The organism is Candidatus Magnetobacterium casense (assembly GCF_019173545.1).
GTDB lineage: Bacteria > Nitrospirota > Thermodesulfovibrionia > Thermodesulfovibrionales > Magnetobacteriaceae > Magnetobacterium > Magnetobacterium cryptolimnobacter.
Genome location: NZ_JABXWD010000011.1, coordinates 1 through 22,699 on the forward strand (window position 1 = coordinate 1; position 22,699 = coordinate 22,699).

The 22,699-nt window shown below is 47.1% G+C and carries 24 protein-coding genes; 8 read left to right on the forward strand and 16 right to left on the reverse strand.

Translation table 11 applies throughout. The annotated features are described in order from the left end of the window. The first annotated feature begins 218 nt into the window (after positions 1-218). The 6 genes from rsxC to HWQ67_RS01200 are packed head-to-tail and all read left to right on the forward strand — an operon-like array spanning position 219 to position 5,724. Positions 219-1,523, forward strand: a complete 1,305-nt coding sequence (gene rsxC, locus HWQ67_RS01175) for an electron transport complex subunit RsxC (protein ID WP_218250807.1) — start codon at positions 219-221, stop codon at positions 1,521-1,523. Between the two features lie 29 nt (positions 1,524-1,552). Continuing rightward, complete coding sequence (locus HWQ67_RS01180; RefSeq protein ID WP_218250808.1) at positions 1,553-2,557, forward strand: RnfABCDGE type electron transport complex subunit D; 1,005 nt, start codon at positions 1,553-1,555, stop codon at positions 2,555-2,557. Next, positions 2,557-3,252 carry an RnfABCDGE type electron transport complex subunit G gene (locus HWQ67_RS01185; protein WP_218250809.1) on the forward strand — a complete coding sequence of 232 codons (696 nt, stop codon included), beginning with the start codon at positions 2,557-2,559 and terminating at the stop codon, positions 3,250-3,252. The genes HWQ67_RS01180 and HWQ67_RS01185 overlap by 1 nt, the downstream gene beginning before the upstream one ends. Next, positions 3,239-3,931: an electron transport complex subunit RsxE gene (gene rsxE / locus HWQ67_RS01190; protein WP_218250810.1), complete on the forward strand. Its 693-nt coding sequence runs from the start codon at positions 3,239-3,241 to the stop codon at positions 3,929-3,931. Before HWQ67_RS01185 ends, rsxE begins: the two co-directional genes overlap by 14 nt. A gap of 29 nt (positions 3,932-3,960) precedes the next feature. Next, the gene (locus HWQ67_RS01195) at positions 3,961-4,554 is read left to right on the forward strand and encodes an electron transport complex protein RnfA (protein ID WP_218250811.1); all 594 of its coding nucleotides are present in this window, start codon (positions 3,961-3,963) and stop codon (positions 4,552-4,554) included. A gap of 9 nt (positions 4,555-4,563) precedes the next feature. After that, on the forward strand, positions 4,564-5,724 hold the full coding sequence (locus tag HWQ67_RS01200; protein ID WP_218250812.1) for an RnfABCDGE type electron transport complex subunit B: 1,161 nt from the start codon (positions 4,564-4,566) through the stop codon (positions 5,722-5,724). A gap of 87 nt (positions 5,725-5,811) precedes the next feature. Here HWQ67_RS01200 and HWQ67_RS01205 read toward each other — a convergent pair whose 3' ends face one another. The 5 genes from HWQ67_RS01205 to HWQ67_RS01225 all read right to left on the reverse strand — a co-directional run bounded on the left by HWQ67_RS01205 (position 5,812) and on the right by HWQ67_RS01225 (position 11,620). After that, complete coding sequence (locus HWQ67_RS01205; protein ID WP_218250813.1) at positions 5,812-8,004, reverse strand: ATP-binding protein; 2,193 nt, start codon at positions 8,002-8,004, stop codon at positions 5,812-5,814. Between the two features lie 185 nt (positions 8,005-8,189). Next, entirely contained in the window at positions 8,190-8,606 is a 417-nt protein-coding gene (locus tag HWQ67_RS01210) for a response regulator transcription factor (RefSeq protein WP_218250814.1), read from the reverse strand. After that, positions 8,599-9,870, reverse strand: coding sequence for a sensor histidine kinase (locus tag HWQ67_RS01215; protein ID WP_218250815.1), 1,272 nt, complete (start codon positions 9,868-9,870; stop codon positions 8,599-8,601). Before HWQ67_RS01215 ends, HWQ67_RS01210 begins: the two co-directional genes overlap by 8 nt. Before the next feature lie 26 nt (positions 9,871-9,896). Beyond that, complete coding sequence (locus tag HWQ67_RS01220; protein ID WP_320414309.1) at positions 9,897-10,961, reverse strand: uroporphyrinogen decarboxylase family protein; 1,065 nt, start codon at positions 10,959-10,961, stop codon at positions 9,897-9,899. Next, on the reverse strand, positions 10,946-11,620 hold the full coding sequence (locus HWQ67_RS01225) for a cobalamin B12-binding domain-containing protein (RefSeq protein ID WP_218250817.1): 675 nt from the start codon (positions 11,618-11,620) through the stop codon (positions 10,946-10,948). Before HWQ67_RS01225 ends, HWQ67_RS01220 begins: the two co-directional genes overlap by 16 nt. A 232-nt stretch (positions 11,621-11,852) precedes the next feature. On the opposite strand from HWQ67_RS01225, the gene HWQ67_RS01230 reads away from it, so the two are divergent. Both HWQ67_RS01230 and HWQ67_RS01235 read left to right on the forward strand, forming a co-directional pair. Further along, on the forward strand, positions 11,853-12,209 hold the full coding sequence (locus HWQ67_RS01230) for an LA_3696 family protein (RefSeq protein ID WP_218250818.1): 357 nt from the start codon (positions 11,853-11,855) through the stop codon (positions 12,207-12,209). Positions 12,210-12,266: 57 nt separating this feature from the next. Further along, positions 12,267-13,145, forward strand: a complete 879-nt coding sequence (locus HWQ67_RS01235; protein ID WP_218250819.1) for a prohibitin family protein — start codon at positions 12,267-12,269, stop codon at positions 13,143-13,145. 55 nt (positions 13,146-13,200) lie between these two features. Here HWQ67_RS01235 and HWQ67_RS01240 read toward each other — a convergent pair whose 3' ends face one another. The 11 genes from HWQ67_RS01240 to HWQ67_RS01295 all read right to left on the reverse strand — a co-directional run. Beyond that, positions 13,201-13,662: a nitrous oxide reductase accessory protein NosL gene (locus HWQ67_RS01240; RefSeq protein ID WP_218250820.1), complete on the reverse strand. Its 462-nt coding sequence runs from the start codon at positions 13,660-13,662 to the stop codon at positions 13,201-13,203. Positions 13,663-13,707: 45 nt separating this feature from the next. Next, positions 13,708-15,156 carry a c-type cytochrome gene (locus HWQ67_RS01245; protein WP_218250821.1) on the reverse strand — a complete coding sequence of 483 codons (1,449 nt, stop codon included), beginning with the start codon at positions 15,154-15,156 and terminating at the stop codon, positions 13,708-13,710. A 21-nt stretch (positions 15,157-15,177) separates the two neighbouring features. Continuing rightward, on the reverse strand, positions 15,178-15,981 hold the full coding sequence (locus tag HWQ67_RS01250; protein ID WP_218250822.1) for a c-type cytochrome: 804 nt from the start codon (positions 15,979-15,981) through the stop codon (positions 15,178-15,180). A 2-nt stretch (positions 15,982-15,983) separates the two neighbouring features. Then, a complete protein-coding gene (locus HWQ67_RS01255; RefSeq protein ID WP_218250823.1) occupies positions 15,984-16,508 on the reverse strand; it encodes a hypothetical protein in 525 nt (174 codons plus the stop codon). Next, positions 16,505-18,259, reverse strand: coding sequence for a cytochrome ubiquinol oxidase subunit I (locus tag HWQ67_RS01260; RefSeq protein ID WP_218250824.1), 1,755 nt, complete (start codon positions 18,257-18,259; stop codon positions 16,505-16,507). The genes HWQ67_RS01255 and HWQ67_RS01260 overlap by 4 nt, the downstream gene beginning before the upstream one ends. A gap of 75 nt (positions 18,260-18,334) precedes the next feature. Beyond that, entirely contained in the window at positions 18,335-19,066 is a 732-nt protein-coding gene (locus HWQ67_RS01265) for a carboxypeptidase regulatory-like domain-containing protein (protein WP_218250825.1), read from the reverse strand. An 87-nt stretch (positions 19,067-19,153) separates the two neighbouring features. Continuing rightward, the gene (locus HWQ67_RS01270) at positions 19,154-19,663 is read right to left on the reverse strand and encodes a TlpA family protein disulfide reductase (protein WP_218250826.1); all 510 of its coding nucleotides are present in this window, start codon (positions 19,661-19,663) and stop codon (positions 19,154-19,156) included. A gap of 6 nt (positions 19,664-19,669) precedes the next feature. Further along, positions 19,670-20,734 carry a transglutaminase domain-containing protein gene (locus tag HWQ67_RS01275; RefSeq protein ID WP_218250827.1) on the reverse strand — a complete coding sequence of 355 codons (1,065 nt, stop codon included), beginning with the start codon at positions 20,732-20,734 and terminating at the stop codon, positions 19,670-19,672. Beyond that, positions 20,731-21,135, reverse strand: coding sequence for a DUF1573 domain-containing protein (locus HWQ67_RS19765; protein WP_320414312.1), 405 nt, complete (start codon positions 21,133-21,135; stop codon positions 20,731-20,733). Before HWQ67_RS19765 ends, HWQ67_RS01275 begins: the two co-directional genes overlap by 4 nt. 60 nt (positions 21,136-21,195) lie before the next feature. Next, on the reverse strand, positions 21,196-22,035 hold the full coding sequence (locus tag HWQ67_RS01290) for an ABC transporter permease (protein ID WP_218250829.1): 840 nt from the start codon (positions 22,033-22,035) through the stop codon (positions 21,196-21,198). After that, positions 22,022-22,699: ATP-binding cassette domain-containing protein (locus HWQ67_RS01295; protein WP_218250830.1), on the reverse strand; the 678-nt coding region annotated here is incomplete at its 5' end. The genes HWQ67_RS01295 and HWQ67_RS01290, both read right to left, overlap by 14 nt.

The window sequence follows — 22,699 nt, forward strand, 5'->3', positions numbered from 1 at the left end:
AAAGCCGATAAAAAATCTTGACTTATGGTAAACCATAATGTTATTACATCTGTAGTGTTCTGCCGGTATTGCGGCAGAGATGATAAATACGCTGGCACAGGGCGGCATTCAACGGCACAGGGCGGCACCCGGCAGCACAGGGTTGCGCTAGGGTGGTTTATATCCGTCCCATTCGGAATATGCCATGATAGACGGCCAGCAGATTATTTGGAGGATAGGTGAGTACGTTTACGCTTGGCGGCATACATCCGCCTGAGCATAAAGAGTTGGCCTGCAGCGCGGCTATTGAGGTGTGTAAGCCTCCTCAGCGGGCCGTTGTACCGTTAAGCCAGCATATTGGCGCGCCGTGTAAATGCCTGGTTGAAGTCGGCCAGAGGGTGGTAACTGGACAGTTAATAGGGAATCCCGAGGGTTTTGTCTCAGCCCCGGTACACGCATCGATTGCAGGCAAGGTGACGGCCATAGAGGCCTTTCCTGCTCCCATTGGCAAAATGGTACCATCTGTCGTTATAGAAAACGATAAATCCGGCGAATGGGCACCCCTTGAAGACGACCCAGGCTATTTAGAGCGCACAGCTGATATACTCAAAGGACGCATAAAGGCCGCCGGTATCGTAGGCATGGGCGGGGCCACGTTTCCAACGGTAGTTAAACTATCCCCTCCAAAAGAGAAAAAGATCGACGCCGTGATTATAAACGGGGCCGAGTGTGAACCTTACCTGACGGCAGACCACAGGGTGATGTTAGAGACTCCACGAGAGATAATCGAAGGCCTTAAGATACTTATGAAAGTCCTTGAATTAGACAGGGGCTATATCGGAATCGAAGAGAACAAACCAGATGCCATCGAGAAACTAAAAGAGGTCGTGTCAAACGAAAAAAATATAGAAGTGCAGACACTAATGACAAAATATCCGCAGGGTGCGGAAAAAATGCTGATTAAGTCTATATTAAACCGCGAAGTACCGGCAGGCGGGCTGCCCATGGACGTCGGTGTGGTGGTACAAAACGTCGGCACCGCGTATGCTGTCTATGAGGCATGCCGCTATGGAAAGCCGCTGATGGAAAGGGTAGTCAGCGTAACCGGTACTGGCGTAACGACCCCGAAAAATCTGAGGGCGAGGATAGGCACGTCTGTGTCGCAGCTTCTTGAGGCCTGCGGCGGGCTCAGAAATGGAGCGGTTAAAGTAATATCCGGCGGCCCGATGATGGGCTTTGCCATATACGACCTCGATACACCGGTAACGAAAGGGACTTCCGGCATCGTGGCAATGGAAGATAAAGACATAACGCATCGGACTAAGTTTAACCACTGCATAAGATGCGGGCGATGCGTAGAGGCGTGTCCGATGGGGCTGATGCCCCTGATGCTCAGTATCTACTCAGAGAAGGGCCTGTTTGCCGATGCAAAGGACTATCACCTGTTTGACTGCTTTGAGTGCGGCTCATGCGCGTATGTATGTCCGTCAAAAAGGCCTATAGTCCAGCAGATAAGGCTGGCCAAGACAATGGTAAAACCATAGTGAAAATCACTATTATTAAGGATAAATAAATGGAACTGAACAAACAAGGATTGATAGTCTCGGTAAGCCCTCATATAAGCAGCGAGGAGACGGTGCCGAGGATAATGTGGACGGTGAGTATCAGCCTGATACCGGCCATGGTGATGGGGATATATTACTTTGGGCCGAGGGCGGTTTATGTGACGGCCCTGTGTATAATCGGCTCGATGCTCAGTGAATGGTTCGTGCAGAGATTAGCGGGGAAAGAGATAACCCTGACCGATGGGAGCGCGTTCCTAACCGGCCTCTTGCTTGGCCTGAACATGCCTTCTACAATACCTTTTTATATAGCGCTGATAAGCAGTTTCGTAAGCGTAGGGATAACAAAGCAGCTTTTTGGCGGGCTTGGGTATAATATTTTCAATCCGGCCCTGATTGGACGCGCCTTTGCCCTGATAACATGGCCCCGTGCCATGACTACGTGGGCAGTGCCGGATGCGGCTTTTCTGGCCATAAATGCAAAGACCACTGCCACACCGCTTGGAATTCTCAAGGAGGAGGGTATTGGTAAGCTCGTTGAGGTATTCGGCGACAAGTTAAGCCTGTACAAAGAACTTCTAATCGGGCACAGGGCGGGCTCATTAGGTGAGACATCTATGATTGCGATACTGATAGGTGCGGCTTTTCTGGTCTATCGCAGGTATATATCCTTGCGGATTCCGCTGTCATTTCTCGCTACGGTTGCGGTAGGGGCGTGGATTTTTGGCGGCAAGGGCGGCTTGTTTACTGGGGACCCGATAGTGCATCTCTTAAGCGGAGGCCTAATGCTGGGTGCTTTTTTCATGGCAACGGACTATGTAACCTGCCCAACCGTCTGGAGGGGCCAAATACTGTTCGGGATTGGGTGCGGGTTTCTGACAATATTAATAAGGTTAAAGGCTGGTTATCCTGAAGGCGTGATGTTTGCGATTTTAATAATGAACTGCTTCGCTCCGCTGATAGACAGAAATTGCAGGACGCAGGTCTTTGGGGCCAAAAAGGATAAAAAATCATAATGACCACTAAGGAAATCATAAAAATAACCATCAATCTGCTCGTAATATACGTAGTGGGCGGCGTGGTCCTTGCATCCCTTTACGCCTACACCTCGCCAATAATATTCCAGCAGAACGAAAAGGAAAAGAAGGAGGCCCTGCAAAAAATGATTCCCGAGGCCGATAAGATAGAAAAACTCGGCGACTGGTACCCCCACGACAAGCACGCCGAGTACTTCGCGGCAAAGAAGGACGGCCAGACCCTGGGCTATATCGTGCAGGTCTACGGCAAGGGCTACTCCGGCTACATAAACATTTTATTTTCGGTAAACAAGGACTTAATAGTACAGAAGGTGGATGTGTTGAAGCAGACAGAGACCCCCGGTCTTGGGGACGAGATAGAGACGCCGGCCTTTCTTGGGCAGTTTAAGGGCAAGGACACCGAACACCTGAAGGTGAAAAAAGAAGAGACAAAAGAATACGTACAGGCAATAACCGGAGCAACTATCTCCTCGAGAGCGCTTACGGAAGACGGAGTAAGAAACGGTAATATATTCCTTGATAAGGCCCTTAAAGGGGTCAGCGACCCCCCGCATAATGGGGTTGGCAACCCCTCGCATAATGGGGTCAGCAACCCCCCGCGCAATGGGGTCAGCGACCCCCAGCGTAATGGGGTGGACAAACCCGAAGGAGGGAAACCGCATGGAAGCCGCTAATCCACAAAAAGGGGTCAGCGACCCCCCGCATAATGGGGTCAGCGACCCCCAGCGTAATATAGATTACTGGAAGGTTACACTAAGCGGGATTTTTAAAGAAAACGCCATATTCCGCCTTGCCATCAGCCTGTGTCCGGCGATAGCCGTAACAACGGGCCTAAGGACCGGCGTGTTGATGGGTGTTGCCGTTGTATTTGTAAACGTAATGGTAAACGTTACCGTATCTGCCATAAGGGCATTTATCCATCCGAGGATAAGAATGCCGATCTTTATGCTGATAATATCGGGCTGGGTTACGGTGGCAGATTTGTCGATGGCGGCCTTTGCGCGAGAGGCTTATAAACAAATGGGCCTATATATACAGCTTATTGTGGCCTTTGCGTCGATATTCACGAGGGCGGAGATATTCGCGAGTAAGAACAAGATAGTCCCGTCGTTTTTTGACGGCATAGGGATGGGCGTCGGTTTTATGTTTGCCCTGATAACTATTAGTTTCTTTAGAGAACTGCTGGGGAAGGGGACGTTATGGGGTATCTCCATATTAGGGGCAAAGCCGTTGCTGATAATGTTGCTGCCAACTGGGGGGTTCTTAGCAACCGGCATACTGATGGGATTTTTTAACTGGATAGACATAAGGTTCTATGGCGGCAAAGGGGCCGGCGGGGCCGGCGGCCATTAACACGGCCTGATGTTAAGGAGGATAATGATATGGAAAAAGAGCTGACGAAACTATTTGAGATATTTATAGCGTCCTCGTTGATAAACAACTTTGTATTTACGAGATTCTTAGGGCTGTGCATATTTTTTGGCGTTACGAAAAAGGTAGAGACCGCAGTCGGAATGAGCATTACGTTTACGGCTGTGATGATGATATCTGCGGCCTTGAGCTGGGTGATATTCAACTACATAATGGTACCGCTTGATCTGACGTTCCTAAAGATAGTGATATTCATAGGTGTAATAGCGGCCTTTGTGCAGAGTTCGGATACGATAATGAGGAAGGTGAGTCCGGGGCTATACTACAAGTTAGGGGTATATTTGGCCCTGATATCGACCAACTGTATAATCCTGGCTGTGCCGCTTCTAAACGCAGGGGAGCACTATACGTTTCTTGAGGGAATCACGCTAGGGCTGGGTTCAGGACTCGGATTTGCGTTAGCCCTGGTGATAATGGCAAGCATAAGAGAGAAAATCGAGATAGCCGACGTTCCTGCGCCATTTAAGGGACTGCCGATAGCCTTTGTTACAACTGGACTGATAGCGCTTGCCTTTACCGGCTTTGCGGGAATAATAACGTCATAGGACAAGGAAATGTATAATTTAGAGATAAACATAATCCGCGAGATAATAAGCCGCTTGATAGAGCTAGCGGGCCAGTTGCCGTTACCGGTGGCAGGCGTAGGCGGGGGAATAGAGGCACAGGAGACCGTCAACATAGTGTCAACGCTGGAGTTCACGCTGATATTTATAGCGGGGATAGGGGCAATATTCGGATTGGGACTGGCGTTTGCTGCAAAGAGGTTTTCGGTGCAGATGGACCCGCGCGTGGAGCAGGTGCGCGATGTGCTGGCAGGTGCTCAGTGCGGGGCATGCGGCTATGCGGGGTGTCAGCAATATGCCGAGGCGGTGGTAGCCAACGCTGAGGTAAAACCTTCACTATGCGCGCCGGCCGGAAAACATGCAGCCGAAATAATATCGGCAATAACCGGCAAGCAGGCGGTGGCTATGGAACCTGTGTACTCGAGAATAATGTGCCAGGGGGACTGCAAGAAATCGATAAAGAAGTTCAAATACGAGGGAGTAAGGGACTGCCGCGCGGCAGTGCTGGCCGGAGGCGGGGACAAAAGTTGCGCGTATGGATGTCTGGGCTATGGGACGTGCGCATCGGTCTGTCCGTTTGACGCCCTGCATATGAATGAGTCTGATCTGCCGGTGGTGGATATAAAAAAATGCACGGGGTGCAGGAAGTGCGCCGAGGCTTGTCCAAAGAAGGTGATAGAGATATTGCCAGGTTCAAAGGCAGTGCTTGTGGCATGCCATTCTAAAGACAAGGGCGCAGCAACGAGAAAGAACTGCCAAACGGGGTGCATAGCCTGTGGGATGTGCGTAAAGGTATGCCCGTTTGAGGCGCCGTCAATTGAGAATAACCTATCAAAAATAAATCTTGATAAATGTCGCATATGCGGGCTATGCGCAACGAAATGCCCCACACATGCCATCGTAGACCTCCTGCTTCCTAACAGAGGGAAGGCCGTAATAACGCAGAGCAAATGTATCGGCTGTAACATGTGCATGAAGGTATGCCCTGTAAACGCTGCCTCCGGAGAGTTGAAAAAACCACACGCCATAGATGCCGAAAGATGCATAGGCTGTGGAATCTGTACGGCAAAATGCCCCAAACAAGCCATAGACGGCACATTCAACGCCCAGGATGTCTTTGAGAAAGCCGCCCTGAAAAAGCAGTCTGCCTGATTTAGCTGCTGTACGATATTAAGACTGGTCGGTACATCTTCGGAATTCATCCCTATTAGTCGTATTTTTGGGTAACTACTTCATCACTCAAATCTCCTTCAGATTTGCCGTTAAAGTAATTGTAAACTCTACCCCGTCCTCTACATTTCTCACCGACAGGCTGCCGCCCATATTCATTTCTATTATTGTTTTTGACATATAAAGCCCTATCCCCGCGCCTTTCTTTCCCTTTGTCGTAAAATAGGGTTCGAATATCTTGTCTTTTATATCGTCAGGAATGCCGCCGCCGTTGTCCGTTATCTTGACAATTACATGGCCCTCGGTTTCATATATAACTATGTTGATACGTCCGGCAATTACCTGTTTGTCACGCCTGCTTATTATCGCGTCTCTCGAATTATTTATTATATTGAGGAATGCCTGTGTTAATTCACTGGGATAGCCGTATATATTTGATTCCGTGCCGAAGGTTTCTATGGTAATCTCTATGTTGTTTTTCTTATATATCCCTCCAAACATATATAATATATCATCGATTACATGTTTTACGTTAAATAGGGTCTTCTCTTTAACGGGCAGCAGGAAATTTTTAAAATCATCTATCGTTCTTATCATAAAGTTGATCTGTTCCTTCGATGTCCTTACGATATCATCCATATATTCCTTATTGAGTTCACCATATTCGTATGCGTCTTTTATGTCAAATATGTTAGCAGACAGGGCGTTTAAGGGCTGCTTCCACTGATGGGCTATCATCCCTATCATCTCACCCAGGGCTGCCATTTTGGATTGTTGAATCAGCAATTGCTCTTTTTGAAGTCTTATATTTACCTCTTCGACCATCCTCTGTTCCAGCTCCCCTGTAAGAAATTCAAGTTCGGTTGTCTTTCTGTTCAGCTCTTCTTCCATGAGCTTTCTCTCAGATATATCCGTGGCTATACCGCATACGGCATAGGCATGTCCATTTATATCGAACAGGGGAAACTTTACGGATATATATGTGTGTATGCCGTCTTCATGCGGGACGATCTCTTCAAAGTTTAAAGACTTACGCTGCTCCAACACTACCATGTCATTTGCCCTGAAAGAGTCGGCCGCCGCTTTTGGGAAAATATCATGGTCGGTTTTGCCGGATATGGCCTCTTTGGTTATATGAAACAACATCTCGTACTGGCTGTTAATGAGCAAATAGCGCCCCTCCGTGTCCTTAAGGAAAATGACGGCGGTTGTGTTGTCAATTATGGATTGAAGCAGATTGCGGCTTTCCTTTAGGGTGTTCTCCGCTTTTTTGCGATATATGATATATATATGAACCAAGGACAAAAATATTACTGTTCCTATGATGAAGATTATCACCCCCATGATAGTTACGATACGTTCATGCCTCCATTCTTCAAGATAATCAGAAGCGGCAATGCCTACGACGATGTAAAGCGGATATGGGGATATCTTACGGTAAGAGACATACTTAGGCGTGTTATCGAAGCTGGTTGGTGTAAAAAAAGTTCCTGATGGCTGGCCGGCCTCAAACAGTCTTCTCAGTTCAGGAGATATATTCTTACCTCCTATATCGCTGCCAATCTCTTTAGGTTGAGGGTATCTGGCAATGACTGCCATCTCCTTGTCACGCAAGCTTATTCCTCCGTGAGGTCCTACATCGATAGACGCAAAGCTATGAATTAAATGTTCCAGCGCAATGTTGGCGTAAACAACACCATTAAATGTGCCATCGGGATTATCTATCCGTCTGGCAAGGGCAATTACCCACTTTTTGCTGATGCGTGCAAATATGGGTTTTGATATTGTCAGGCTCGATTTTGCGCTGCCGTGGGCCGCAATGAAGTAATCCATGTCTGAGACGTTTGTTTTAGAGTCTTTTGTCACACCAAGTCCGTATCTTACTATACCTTCTGCATCTGTTACGCGCAGACTTTCAAGGGTCGGCAGACGTTGTTGATGTTTGGCCAGAAGTAAGGTTACACGGTCGCCATTACCTGTAGACAGATGAGTCTTGTTTTTGAGATCGTCGGCTATATCTACTAAAACGAGATCTATCTTATCAATGAATCCCCCGATATATTGTTCAAGCACCCGTGTCAAGTTTTGGGAAGTAACTGCCGCCTTCTGTTCCGCTTTACGTTTACTGTTGTTCAAATAGAGCGCACCCATCCCAGCAACAAACAGATCAATCAACAAGATAGTCAACACTACCGCCTTTTGAAAAATAGACAGCGTGTCTTCCGGCTTAAATAACTTGGTAAAAGCCCTCTTCAAGACCATGTTTTTATCATATCATCCACAGCAGCACAGAAAAAAAAAACAATTATTATCTGTCCTTAACAGATACGGCACGATAGACGACACTGTTGTCATTGTCTTCTATTTTCGAAATAACCCTATATCCTTTAATTTCAATCATCGCAGGCAGAGACACTTTCCATTTGGCGATTAGCTACAAACGGTTGTTATAATTTCTTAGCATCTATTAAAGCGGCAGACAGGCAATAGATGTATTCCAGAAATTTCTCCTCTTCAATCGGTTTTACAAAGTACCCTTGTACCGAATATTCCCTTGCCTGTACCCCACAGGGATCTTCGTCAAGGGCGGTAACGATAACTATAGGGACGTCCTTATCCAACTCCCTTATCTGTTTGATCATATCAAGGCCATGGTGTTTCGGCATCAGGATATCGGTTAACACTATATTCGGCCTGTATTGCTTGTATAAGGCAAAACCATGTTCACCGTCGGTTGCCGTATATACTTCTTTAAATCTCCTCTTTAGTGACTTTATAGACGCCTCTTTGACCATCGTTTCGTCTTCCACGTACAACAGTGTTATGTGCTGCTTTATCTTTGTCTGATATTCTTTTTTATCCATCTGCAGCCTTTATTATTATCTTGAATTCTGCCCCTTCTTCTATATTTCTCACCGTAAGAGACCCCGCCATGTTAGTCTCTATTATTGTCTTAGACATATACAGGCCTATTCCCGTACCGATATCTGATGGCTTGGTCGTAAAATATGGTTCGAATATCCTCTCTATTATAAGCTCCGGAATGCCGCCGCCATTGTCGCTTACTCTTACGACAACCGCATGGTCTTCTTTGTGTACAGTGATTCTTATCTTGCCCTCAAAAAACGCCTTCGGGTCTTTGCCGCGTTTTACCACAATAGCGTCTTTAGAGTTGTTTATGATATTAAGTATTACCTGTTTAAATTCATTTGGATATCCGATGCATTTCAGCTCACTACCGTTATCGTAGAAAATCCCTATCGTGACGCTGTCTTTATTAAACACGTCTTTAAACATTGAAAGTACCTCTTTGAGGGAGTTGACAACGTTAAATGCGATTTTCTCTTTGCTTGGTCTAAAAAAGTTCCTGAAGTCGTCTATCGTCTTTGCCATAAAATCGACCTGTTCGTTAGACGTCGCGATCATGTTATCGATATATTCGCTGTTAAGCTCTCCATATTCATACGCGTCTTTAATGTCCTGTATATTTACAGATATGGCATTCAGGGGTTGTTTCCACTGATGGGCTATCGACCCTATCATCTCGCCCATCGTTGCCATCTTGGACTGCTGGATTAATATCTGCTCTTTCTGTCTTATCTCATTTATTTTATTTCTTACTTGTCCTTCGAGGTGAATATTTAACTGTCCCAGTTCGTGAGTCTTCTTTTCTAGTTGGTTGTTTGCTATTAATAGAGACTGATACAGTCGGGAATTGGATATTGAAAGGCTGATGGCACTTGCGATAGTCAAAAATAAGTTAAGATAGTGGTTCTTATACTCTGGGAATAAGAGCCCGTCAAGTTCCATTAAACCAAGGAGACCTTCTCTGCCTTTAATCTTTACCCTAAAACCTCCTCCAGAGATTGTCCATGCATAGTCGTCTTTGAAATCATTGATTAAGCCGCTTATTATCGGTTCAGCATTTATCTTTTCGGGAAATGTAACCGCTTCAGAGGGCAGCCCCTCAACTATAGGAATATATATAATCTTTGACGGCGCGCAAAGGGTTCTGAACAGATGCATGATGTTATCGATAGTGGCCGCTTCCGATACATGGGCTGAAAGTTGACATATCAGGTCACAAACCATAGCGTAATCGGCAAGTTGTTTGTCCTTTTTGCTCATACCACGCCCCCCTTTCTTAGTCTGTGTTATTCGCTGACACTGCCTTGGTCTAACCATTTCAGCGGGTAACGGCCCCATGTATTTACGGCCTCGGTTATTGTATACAGTACGTCATCCGGCACCTGAAAGGGTATCTCTCCGTGATTATCGGACAAGATGAAGCCGCCACCTTTGCCTGCACTTGCAATTGCCTTTTTTACTGCCCTGGTCGTCTCCTCTGGGCTCCAGCGTCTCATTTCTATACCGTTGAGATTGCCCATGACAGTTGTACGTCCTTTACAGGTGTTTTTAATTTTCTGCAAATCGTCCAATACACTCACACCGACTACCGTAGTACCGGTTTGTATCACGTCTTCTATTATAGAATAGCACCTTCCAGCGGCGAAATGGGTTGCCGTCGGACCTTTTATTCCGGATATTGTACGCTGTGCTATATTATGACCTGTCTTTAGGTATAAGTCCTTATCTATTATCGTTGTCGAAGACATGGGGTCAAAGTAACAGATAGCCGAACATCCGGCGTCAAGCTGCGCGTTTGCCCATTGAATACAGAACTCTTCGTTTATTTTCATCAGATGATTGAATAATTCCCTGTGCTCATAAATGAGTTCAATATACTTATCGAAACCCATTTGCATTACAGGAATTGAAAATGGTGACATCACGGTGCCTATAATAGGCACATCGCCCCCAACCTTTTCCTTCATCATCCTTTGGGCGTCTAAGGCCCTGCCAAGGCATCTGCTTTCTCTCACGTTAGGGGGCACCAAGCCGCGGATATCCTCAGATTTCTTTATAAAAGGCGTACCTGAATTAGGCGGGCCGTCATCTCGGAAGATTACCTCCCCGCCACATGCCTCTATCTCTATCGGCGCGTAAAAAAAGCCATACACGCAGTCGTTGCCGAATTTCCTGCATACCCTTACCTGTCCTTCTGCAACGTTTTCGGGCTTAGAGAAGTATTCCTTAACAGACATACCCAACTCTTTCGCGCCGTGCATTGTAAATAAAAGGAACACCGGTACTCTGTCTGGTTCCTCATGTCTAAGCGTAGTCAAGACTCTCTGCATCGGGGTCATAAATAAGGACATCGGCCTCCCTTCTCTGTTTCAATAGTACGTATAATGTTTATCGCATCCGATACCGTTTTTCCCATGTGGTCGGCTTCCACATATTCATACAATTTATCGTCAAAGTTAAATGGGGCACCACCTGCGACGATTGTTACAGCTGCCTGCCTTTCTTTCAATCTCTTTCTTACCTCTTTTATACTCAATGCCGAGGGCAGCATAAGTACCGAGATCAAAAGAACGTCAATTTTATCTCTGATTACAAGCCCTACGAGGCCGTCAACCGAGAGACCGTTGCCATAGTCGACTATCTCATAGCCTGCCGCGTGTAAAAAACCTTTGACTATTTGTTTACCAAGCGTGTGAAAATCCTCCAATGTCGCGATGGCAATTGTTAGCTGCCTTTGTCTTATACTATTGTCGCGCGGTATTATGTCCTCAAGGATCTCATTACATATTTTCCCGCTCATATAGACCTGAGACAAAGACACTTCATCTATTGTCCAAGCCTCGCCGATTTGCTTTAGGGAAGGTACGATTATATATTCCACGATCTCAATGGGCTTATATATTTTTATTGTCTGAGCCAATGCCTCTTTTGCCCTCACCTTATCTACTGACAAGAGTGCCCGTGTCATATCTTCAATATATCCATCAGCCTTGCTAAAATGTTTTTCCATCTATACTCCTTACCCGCTGTCAGGCAGTAGTTTATCAACTTTGGAGTTAGTTCCGCGCTTACGCTGCTTCTTTAACCATACGATGATTAATTGTAACATTTTCGTACCATTATACAACACCCTAAAAATCGATCTAAATGCTCCCCAAAAGCGGACCTCACTGTACGTTGACAGTGGAGCAGGGGTATTTTAAGTAGTTGTAGTATTTTTAATTTTAGTGTATAATACGTTTATGAGCGTGATAACAATACCTGAGGTGTTAAGGAGAAAACTCGGAGACGACGGCGTGGAAGCCCTCGTCAAGGTCGTCAATGAAGTGGACTCAGACTCTCGGAGGGATTCTGCCACTAAAGAAGACATTTTAAAACTCGAACTTAAGCTCGAACTCAAGATCGAATCGACAAGATCCAACCTCGAACTCAAGATCGAATCGACAAGATCCGACCTCGAACTCAAGATCGAATCGATTAAATCTGACCTCGAACTCAAGATCGAATCGACTAAATCCGATCTCTTGAAATGGACATTCATCTTTTGGGCAGGGCAATTAGTTGCTATTTATGCTATGTTCAAGACGTTCATTAAATAGCGGCAGTTAATGTTATCCAGCCTTTGCCTAACTAACTAAACATTTACGGGAGGTTTTATGCCAGGAGGAATTTTTGACGGTTATGACCCTAAAATACCGGGTCTTGCTGCGAAGAAGTCCTATATGATTGTTACGATTTTAATTGCTGTTGTAGTAGTTCTGCTTATTTTTAATCCATTTGTTACAATTGGGGCAGGTGAGAGGGGTATTGTGCTTAACTTTGGGGCGGTGCAGCCTATTGTGCTTGGCGAGGGGCTTCATATGCTTATTCCCATTATGCAAAAAGTCGTCAAGATGGACGTCAGGGTGCATAAATCTCAGACAAACGCCGAGGCCTCATCGAGAGACTTGCAGGAGGTTACCTCCGTAATCGCTATTAACTACCACATCCTCCCTGATAAGGCCAACGTCGTCTTTCAATCTATCGGCACAAGCTACAAGGACAGGATAATCGACCCTGCCGTCCAGGAAATCGTCAAGGCGGTAACGGCCAGATATACTGCCGAGGAATTGATAACCAAGAGGCCGGTTGTCAGCTCGGAGATGAAAGGCGGCCTGGTTGAGCGCCTTATTAAACATCAAATCGTGGTTGATGAGTTTTCCATTATGAATTTCTCATTTTCCAAACTTTTCATGGAGGCAATCGAATCAAAACAAACCGCGGAACAGCTGGCACTGAAGGCCTCCAGAGATCTGGACAGAATCAAGATAGAGGCCGAACAAAAGATCACTCAAGCTAAGGCAGAAGCAGAAGCGCTCAGGCTTCAAAAAGAAAACATATCCCCTGACCTGATTAAACTTCGCAGAATCGAGGCAACACTCAAGGCAATAGATAAGTGGAACGGCATTATGCCCAAGGTTACTTCTCAAAACATGCCGTTTATTGACGTCAAAGACTTTGATCACGATCCCGATAAACAACAGACGCATAAATGAAGAATATAGGCGGAGGCAGCAGAGCTATAGCGGCGGTCTCCGCTGTCAGGAGATTTCACTTCTTACGCTTGATGTGGGGATTTAGCTCCTGAAACGGTTTTAACATATCTGGCGTGATATTGTCGAAACTTAAAATTTCTCCGCCGTAGAGGCCTGTGAAGTTCATTGCTTTTTCCTCTTTTAGAAACGGCATAAACGGGTCTCCCATCGCACCGGATTTCTTCTCGTCATAGACGTAGTACGCATTCTTTGCGTCTATCCACAGAGTTCTCCACTGAGCGCTGCCCATGTCATTAGTGAATATGGCTGAGATATTCTTTGGCGTATCCGGCTGGAAGTAATAAGAAAACATGTCCATTGTCCCGCAAAACACATCATATTTCCCATTTGTGTAATGTATTTGCCCCTTTGCACCGGGGAAATCTACAAGGATCATCCCGCAAACGGCACAGGCGTGCTTCCTTGTAAGCTCTACTGCCTGTACTGGGTGTCCCCTGTCCCGGGAACACCCGTTCATAACCAGTACAAGCAAAAATACGGCTATTGCCTTTTTAATAGCAGTTTATCCCTTCTTGTTTTTTCTAAGTTTCTTGTGCAGCCCTATTCCCACAATCAGCACACCGAAGGACACTAACGGCGGAAACACGTAAACATTCATCGGTGTAGGCGGCTCCATCATCAGATAGTACCATGCGGAGACTGCCCCCCTGTTCTTTTCCTCATCATTTTGTCCGTCGTAGGTCGTTACGGAAAATGGTATGAATTTGCCTATCTCAAACACGGGGTCGTCCTTTGCGGATTTAAGCTCCTTTTTGAATACGACGCTATAGAGTCCGTCATCATAGGACGCCATGACCGTGGCCCCCGCCTTTTCCTGCGACTCTACTTTGTCGTGGCCTTTGGCTATCGAGGCGAAGACCTTGTCCTTGTCCGATGCCTTCCACTGCCACAGATTCACAGGGGCCTTGCTTGTCCCCATGTAGAAGTATGGCAGCTCCGATCCTTCGTGTTTCTTAACGGGGAACTGAATACGTACCGAGTCTGCCGGCTTGCCGCTGCTGCCATCGTTAGGCCTTTTATCCGTCCACTGAAGCAGTATGGCTAGTTCTTTCGAGGTATACAGCCCTCTTACTCTGACATTTGTATTGACCGGGGTAAAGTTGCGCGTGTCGAACATCAATTGACCGCCCATCGGCAGATCTAAGTAATCGGCGCCCTCCCACACCTCGCTATTGGGCTTGGAGGGTAAGTTGTCTACCTTTTTTACTTTTAATGCCAAGCCAAGTTTTCTGTTGAGCTGGAGTGATTTGATAAAATGTGCAAGTGCCCACCTCTTGTCATCAGCAAGTGAGTCCATATACGATGTCATCGGCGTGCCGCTGAGACCGGCGGAAATTGTTATGTAGATGTCCTCAAGACTTGCACCGTTTCTCAGTTCCCATCCGTGTGTGTAATCAGCTGGGGTGATGCCATAGCCCCAGTCGGTCTTAAAGTCATCCTGCCAGCCTTTGTCTCCGTTTCCTCTGCCGGCATTGCCGTGGCAGTCAACGCACTTGGCTATTTTAAATTGCTCTTTTCCTTTTTCGATTATCTCTTTGCTTGCCTTAGGCGGCGAGTCGATCTTAATGGACTTCCCTGGCGAGGCAAACGTATCCGGTGAGAACGACTTCACATGATCTACGACGGCCTTTACCTCTGCGTCAGTAAATCTGGTCCACGGCGGCATCGACGTACCTGGGTTGCCTTTCCTTATGATCCTCGTTATATCCTCATCGGTAGGCGGGTCGCCCGAAGGTGTCGTACGAAATTTATAGGTACCAAAAGCAAAATCCCTTGGCTTGGGCAGCGAGACGTCCTTTGTGAATGACTCGGCGTCCCCCTTGTAGCCGTGGCACTGGGCGCACCATCCATCGTATATCTTCTTCCCCTCAGGGTTTGCCGCGGCCTTATCCGCACTATAACCATAGACAGGGAAACATATTGCTAACAGAACCGCTATAAGAATCCTCATACTTTAGAACCTCCTCATTCTTTACCAGCTCCTCGGCTTATTGCCCGTGGACTCATAGATGAACATTATCACCTTCCAGACCTCTTCCTCTGTCAGGAAATCCTCAAACGAAGGCATAGAAGAGTTCCACGGCCCCGATCCCGCGGGAAGACCGCGCCATCCCTTAGCCACTCTCCAAAACACAAAGGACTCCGGCAGCTGGGCTATCGTATCCGTTCCCCTGAATGGCAGAGGGATTGGATTATATGCCTCTGCCATATGCCCCTTGCCGTCAAGATCGTCTCCGTGGCAGTAGAAACAGTGCTGATAATATATCTTCTTCCCGTCTTCCACGTTTTTGGCAAAGTTGGCCGTATCCTTTCTCAGCGGATTCTCAAGTCCCAGCACATTCATTGACTTGCCTTTGAAGTCCATCTGAGAGGGCGGCTCCGGGTGCACTATCCTCGCCGATACAGGCGGGTCATACGTTGGCTTCACCTTGACATATGTCAGGTATCCGGCAAACACGGGCAGGGCTACGAACACTATTATCAGCCTCAGGAATTTTTTATTGTCGTCGGCCAATACTGCCCTCATTGGTTCCAAAAAGGCCTTGAATGTCTCCTCCTGTATCGAGAAGTATATAAATAAACAGAATACACTCATGGCCATATACATAAGTATCACCTGGGCTGGCAGTGCAGGCATTATGTAGTCCGCACTCTTTAGCAGTCCATAGATAAATATCAACAACCCTACGAAGTTAAAAAAAGGAGATTTCCTGACCACAGAGCCGATTGAAATCAATAGTCCAATAATCGCTATTACCGGATATATCTTCAACATTATCAACTACCTCCTTTTTTCGCTTCTTTCTTTATCTGATCTTGCAGTACGGGGATGGAATCAGGATAACTTATTGTGACGTTCGCCCCCTTGCTCTGCATGAATACCGCAATCGCTATGAGCTCACCATCTGTTAAGGATGTCGGAGGCTTGTGCACTGGAGGCATCATGTTCTCAAATCCCTTCTGAATGTACTCAGCGGGATTTACCAGGCCCTCAAAAATATATGTCTCCACCGGGATATTTCTTTCCTTTGCGGCCTTGACCATATCGGCCCCGATGGTTGCCATTGCCGGCGCTCTCATGCCTGTCTCCGGCTTCATCGGGTGACAGACCATGCACTGGCCCTTGCCGAATGTGATCGACTCCCCTATGGAGATGAGTTCGTCCAGGGCTATCCCTTTCTCAATTTTTATCGTCGTCGGTGGAAGCGACTGCGACTGAGGGAGGAAGTATAGCCCTATATAGGCAAAGAATATGTTTATTCCTACCACTAGTATAATTAGTTTTATCGCGCCTCCTTTCATGCCTTGGCCCCTCCTTGTCCACCCTTTTTCTCAAGCTTCATTATTCCGTAAAACAAGAAACCCATCAGGGCAAAAAAGATAACCGTCAGAATGGACGTTACCACCGAGGCAAATCCGTGCGTCGGCAAAAAGGCGTCCACACCCGTATCCTTCATTATTCCATATACGTGCCAGTACTGCCTGCCGCCGGACCTCATGTAGCCCATCATTCCCATCAACCATGTAAACGTAACAGTTATGCCTATCAGGGCGTACTGTGACCTTTCAGGCATCTTCCCCCATCTGGGCTCACCTATAACCTTCGCGTTTTTAAACATCTTGGCATCCAGGATAAACAAGGCTATAATCGCAAGGAAAAACACCCCAAACTGTATCGGCGAAAGCACCTTTACCCTGATCGAAGAGCTTACCATGTAGCTATAAACGCCTATGATCAGCACTATAACCGTCGAGCCTATCACTATCAGACCCCTTATAGCGTTTCCTGCCTTTGCCCATGACACTACCGGTTCCTTGTTGCTCATCTTGAATATGGCAAAACTCAGAAACGTCGCCAGATACGTTATTACAACAGCCGTGTTCTTTGCCGCCATAACGCCCAGATTGCCTAGCACAGGGTGATAGGTACCCATTTTTCTTGCCTCATCCAGACTCAGTGCCACGCTGTGCGGCGTCAGCCATACTGCATACCCCAGCACCATTACTATAAAGAGAAACCTCACATACTTGAAATACCTCTCACCACCAGGCATCTTGTTAAGCGATATCCACAGGTAGTAGTTGACGAACATCAGAATAGCCCCAATGAGTATCGCCTGCATGACCCAGAGCCATGCAAAGAATCCACCCATCAGCTGAATGCCCATCTGCTCGTTAAATGAATAAATCTCAACGCCAAGCAGATAGCCTACTCCGGGCAAGATCAGGGAAAACCCGATGGAAATCATCGCTGAGGTATATCCCATCCAGTCATAGTAAGCGCGGTCCTCGTCCGTCTCAGAGGTTATGAACCTGTATGCCGCATAGGAGGCCGCAATTCCGGCGCCAAATACCACGTTGGCAACCAGCCTGTGGATAGACAACGGAATCCACATATGGGTCTTGATCGCCTGCCATCTGTTTAGCAGCTCTCCTGTATCCGACACCCCGGCCGGTGTTGTCATGTAGCCGACCCAGGCGCTCGTGATCAGGAGCATCATCACACCCATTACGTTTAGCAAACCGCCTATGGCTACGTGTTTCCCTTTTTTGTCCTTGTCCTTCATCTTATGCCATGAGTAATAGTAGTAATAGCAGACCATTACCTCGACATACATAACAATTATGTAGAGCCACCATGTCGGCCCTAGTATCTTCATCATATGGTCCATAAATTTCGGATATAAGACCGGCAGGCTTATCAGGAGGATTGTGCCTATGCCCGCGGTTATCGTATAGGCCAGTGTAAATAGCTTTGTAAAATCATACGCAATACGGTCAAGCCTCTCGTCTGAGCGCCTCCAGCTCAGAAACTCCATCGAAACGGCAAATATCGGCACACCGAGAACGAAGGCCGCAAAGTTCAGGTGCAGCTGCGCTATTATCCACACCCATACCCTGCTCCCTATCACCGGAAACAACCTGTAACCGTCTTCTGTCGGCGCCGGAAGCATCTTGCCTAATATAAACAGGAACGCAAAGCCTATGCCCAGCAGCACCGTCAGCTTTATCAACCCCTTTGTCAAACCTTTCTTCACACTCACGTCAGACATAATGATCTCCATTTTTGTATAGGAAGGGGGCGGCACGCCTGTTTGCCAGGACAGCACCCCCTCGGCTAAATAGGATTATTTTTTAGTAAACGTGTGGTCAAGAGTCGCTGCCTGACCGGCTTTCACCTCTACGTCCTTTGTGGTTTCTCCAAATCCCTCATGCCAGATTTTCACCTTGTATTTGCCGGGCAGGAGGTCCTTTATCTCGAAATCTCCCTTGTCGTTCGTTATGGCAACATATGGCGTCTTGCTGGCATAGACATGTGACCTCATCCACGAGTGCGCGTCACATTGTACAATCTGAAGGCCGGGGGTTTTTACCGGCTTTTCTATTACCTGGTCTTTATTGGGCAGGGCCAGATTATATACGGTCCTCTTTTTGCCTTCACCCTGCAATATACCTAACGATGTGTTATGGAATATCGGGTCGCTGTTCTTTATTATATATTTTCCACCAACATAGGCTACGGCCACAACCGGTAAGAACTCACACTTCATGTTATCGATAACAGTGTCTGTCTTTGGGACGGCCTTTCCCTTTTCAACGTCTTCAACTATTACCAAAACGTTTTTCACTTCATTTGCCGCCGAGATTATGTACTCATTTTTAGGAACGGACTTTCCGCAGAAATTCTCATCCTTTTTAATTTCCGCCATCGTGTCTTTAACCGGCCCGGATGACTTAATCTTACCCTTGATCGAACCACCGTCTGTTACATTGACGACCTCATAGGGCTTGGCGTCGGCAAATACTATTGCCGGCAGCAACAACACAATTACGAGCGCACTAAGTAATACCTTTTTCATTTACTCCTCCTACAACAAAACTTTTGTATTTTACACATACCGTAACAGTTTGAAAATCAAAGCATTACGGCTCCCAACAGGCTTTACTTATTTTACTATTTCTCTTATGTATGTATGCAGCTCTCTTTCATGTATATAATGCCCGACTACCCTTTTAACGTTCTTCCCGGAATCTATAAACACCAGTACCGGTACGTAGTTGATCTTATATGTGTTTAAGACATCGTCCCTGTTTCCGGCAAACATCGGAAACGTAAAGCCGAGGTCTTTCTTATAGCTCTTGACCATCTTGCCGTCTCTTGCCATTATGTTTATTCCTATGACAGCAATTTTATTGGCGCCGAACTTTGCCTCGGCCCTTTTTAGCAGGGCTATTATCTGTGTACAGTAGTGACAGGAATTGTGAGTGAAATAGACTATAGCCGGTTTGTCTATCAGCGTACCAACGTCAACCATTTTGCCGTTTTCGTCTGCCATTGTGAAAACCGGAAACGGCTGCCCTTCTTTCATGCCTGAAGCATAAGCTGGCGGTAGTGTTATTAATACGCCTAGCAGAAGTGCCGCCGCTGATAACCTTAATGATGGTCTTGCCGTCATACCTGGTTATATCTCCTTCCTAATCAATTCATACCTTATGAATGTCCTATAGTTATGACCGTATATCATGGGAATGCCGTTTGCCTCGGCGTGTGTGTATGAGAAGTTATTCAGTATCTCAGCCTGGGGCGGAAGCAGCGTCAGGCCCCTGCCGCAAGAGAACATTATCCTGTTTGCCGTCAGACTGCCAAAGTAAAACTCCCTGAGAGCGGGCCATCTTTTGGCCTCCGAAATATCCACTGGTATGCACTTGCCGCCGGCATAGAATTTGAGCCAGCTGTGGGAGTTTATACAATCGGCCTCTATTGTTCCCTTTTTATTCAACTCCGCCCGATAGGGAAGCATTATGCCCTGGTCCCACTTGACCGGTATTTTTTTATACACCATCATTGTCCTGAACAACGCGTGGAAGTCGTCGCATCTGCCGGCCTTATCCTCAAATGCCAGGGTGCTTACCCCCCTTGAGCAGAGCTTATGCACATACGTAGTACGGTCAATTATTCCATCGTAGAGGATTCTTCCTATGCGTGCGGGGTCAGTCTCCGGCCCCACTGCGGCGTCAACATATTTTGCGATCTCACCGTCCCATTTCTCCCACTCGGACAGTTGAAGATACCTCAGGGCATCATCGCCTTTGCAATCCGTAATGCCCGCGGCATTTCTTTTTACCGTATAGTGAAGGGCGGCACACCGGCCTTTTCTTATGCCTTTGGTTTCAATAAACACCACGCCGTTGTCCGAGGCCCTGTTTACAGTATACGGGTACTTTGACTCTATGGAGAGATTCGTGACCACCTGTTGCGCCTCTTCTACAGGAAGGGGGAGCCACAGCCTTATCGAGTCGTTCGATGACGACGTAAGGAACTCTGTCAGGTATTCTATCTTGTATGTAAGGGACTTAATCTTCGTTATATTTGTATCAGCGGCAGCGGGTTGCGCCGCAGCGGCGTTATCCAGCCGACGTGTCAGCATATACCCGGCAGCTGCCACTGCCCCGGCCAGAAATGCCCTTCTGCTGATATTCTGTTTAGACAATGAGCCTAAAGCAGTGCGTATTTGTGAATCTTTCATTGAGTAATTACCCCATGCAATATTAGGGATATCATACCATTTTCCGGGTCGTTCGTCCATACCTCTATGGATTTCTGAGCCTTGCCAGGGTCCCCGTCGCACAATAGCTCTACTGTTATAGAGGCCTTGTCCCCCGGGGCTATTTCCGCCGAACTGGCGGATGCCTTCGTGCAGCGCCTTCATCCCGGTATTACATCCTTTATTATAAGTTTTTCCGTGCCGGCATTTGTCAGCTCGAACTGATGCCTGACAGTCTGCCCTCTTTTTACGCTGCCGAAATCGTATTTTGTCTCCTTAAACACCGCATGAGCCTTGCCGGGAGGGACGGCGAAAGAAATATCCGTGAGGGATAGTGTCACAACTGCCGCCAGGACGATTGCCCGTGCTATACGTTTTGCCACTTTATGACCTCCTTGTTTTGCAATTACCGCCTGGGTGGCGGCAAACCAGGCCCCAATTCCTCATGCCAGGTATCTCTTTTTGAACAAGTAATAACTTGCTGAAAGCGGTGCCGCTATCCACAAAACTGTCACCGCCCATAGCACCGAGGGCCGCATAAACCCTGGAACATCCACCGAGGCCAGCCCCATCAGCACTGAATACTCTCCTATCGTTGTGAAATTCAATACCCTGTATACGTCCACTGGATTAAGCAGCAACATTACGACAAACGCCGCCGGCGTCAAAGTCCCCTTCGTTACTATTAAAACCCCTACAAGTCCGAGGTCATATACGATAGTAAAGAACAGCCACACAAGCACTGTAAAGCCTATGACCTTGCCGCGCTCATAAAACATCACCGACGTCAAAAAAGAAATGCTCAAAAATACCATCCCAAGTGCCACAGAGTTTATCACAAATACCATATAACTCCCAAAGGAACCAACCCCTGTCTTAAACAATAATATCAGGCCTGGTATGCTAAACCCTAACATCGATGGTACGGCAAGCGACACGGCAAGGCCTATATATTTACCTAAAATAAACTCGCCCGCCGTTATCGGCGCCGACAGATATAACTCAAGCGTGTGCCTGTCCCGCTCATCCGCTATAACACCGCCGCCAAGCGTTAACGCAAGCATTGGTATGAAGTATACAACAAGACTGGTAAGACTTGCAACTGTGGCACCCATATTTCTGAAACTTACAACACCCGACGCGGCTGACCCGAAATAGGCCACCACTATTGTCAAAAGCGTAAAGCCGACAGTTATTGCCGCAACCCATTTGTTCTTAAGCCTGTCCGAAAATTCCTTATGCGCAATAGCCCTTAGCGCCCCCCTGTGCTCAGTGAATGCCAAAAAATACCTCCTCCAAAGACGGCTGTCTCAGTGTGAAATCCACGAACTGTTCTTTTTGCCCCAGAACTGACGCCAGCACTGTTAGTTTTTTCTCAACAGGGAGCTCCGCCGTGAGTTGACCGTTTCCGTATGTTATGTTTACGGCGCCCTCTTGTTTGAGGACTTCTGATAGTACGGCCCCATGAGGGTCCTTTTCGTTTACCACTATAGTTAACTTGATTGGCAGATTTAATCCCCTGTACAGCTCGTCCAGGGTGCCGACGGCCTTCAGGTCGCCGTTTTTCATAATGCCAACCCTGTCTACCTTCTCCTCCACCTCGGCAAGCATATGCGATGAAAGCACAACGGTCAGATTCTTTCTCTGTCTCACACCATCAAGTATGTCATAAAGAAGCCTCGTCCCTATGGGGTCTAATCCAGAGGTAGGTTCATCAAGCACCAGCAAGCTCGGATCATTCAAGAGCGCCTGGGCAAGGTTCAGGCGCTGGCGCATACCCTTTGAGTACGTACCTGCTTTGCGGGCAAGGACTTCCCTGGGCAGCAGCTGCTCAATTATATCTTTTATATTATTAATGCTGCCGAGGTGGAGGAGAAGGTAGACAGGGTTGGCATTATGAAAAACGGCGACCTGAAGGCCGTCGGCACCCTGGACGAGCTGTACAGG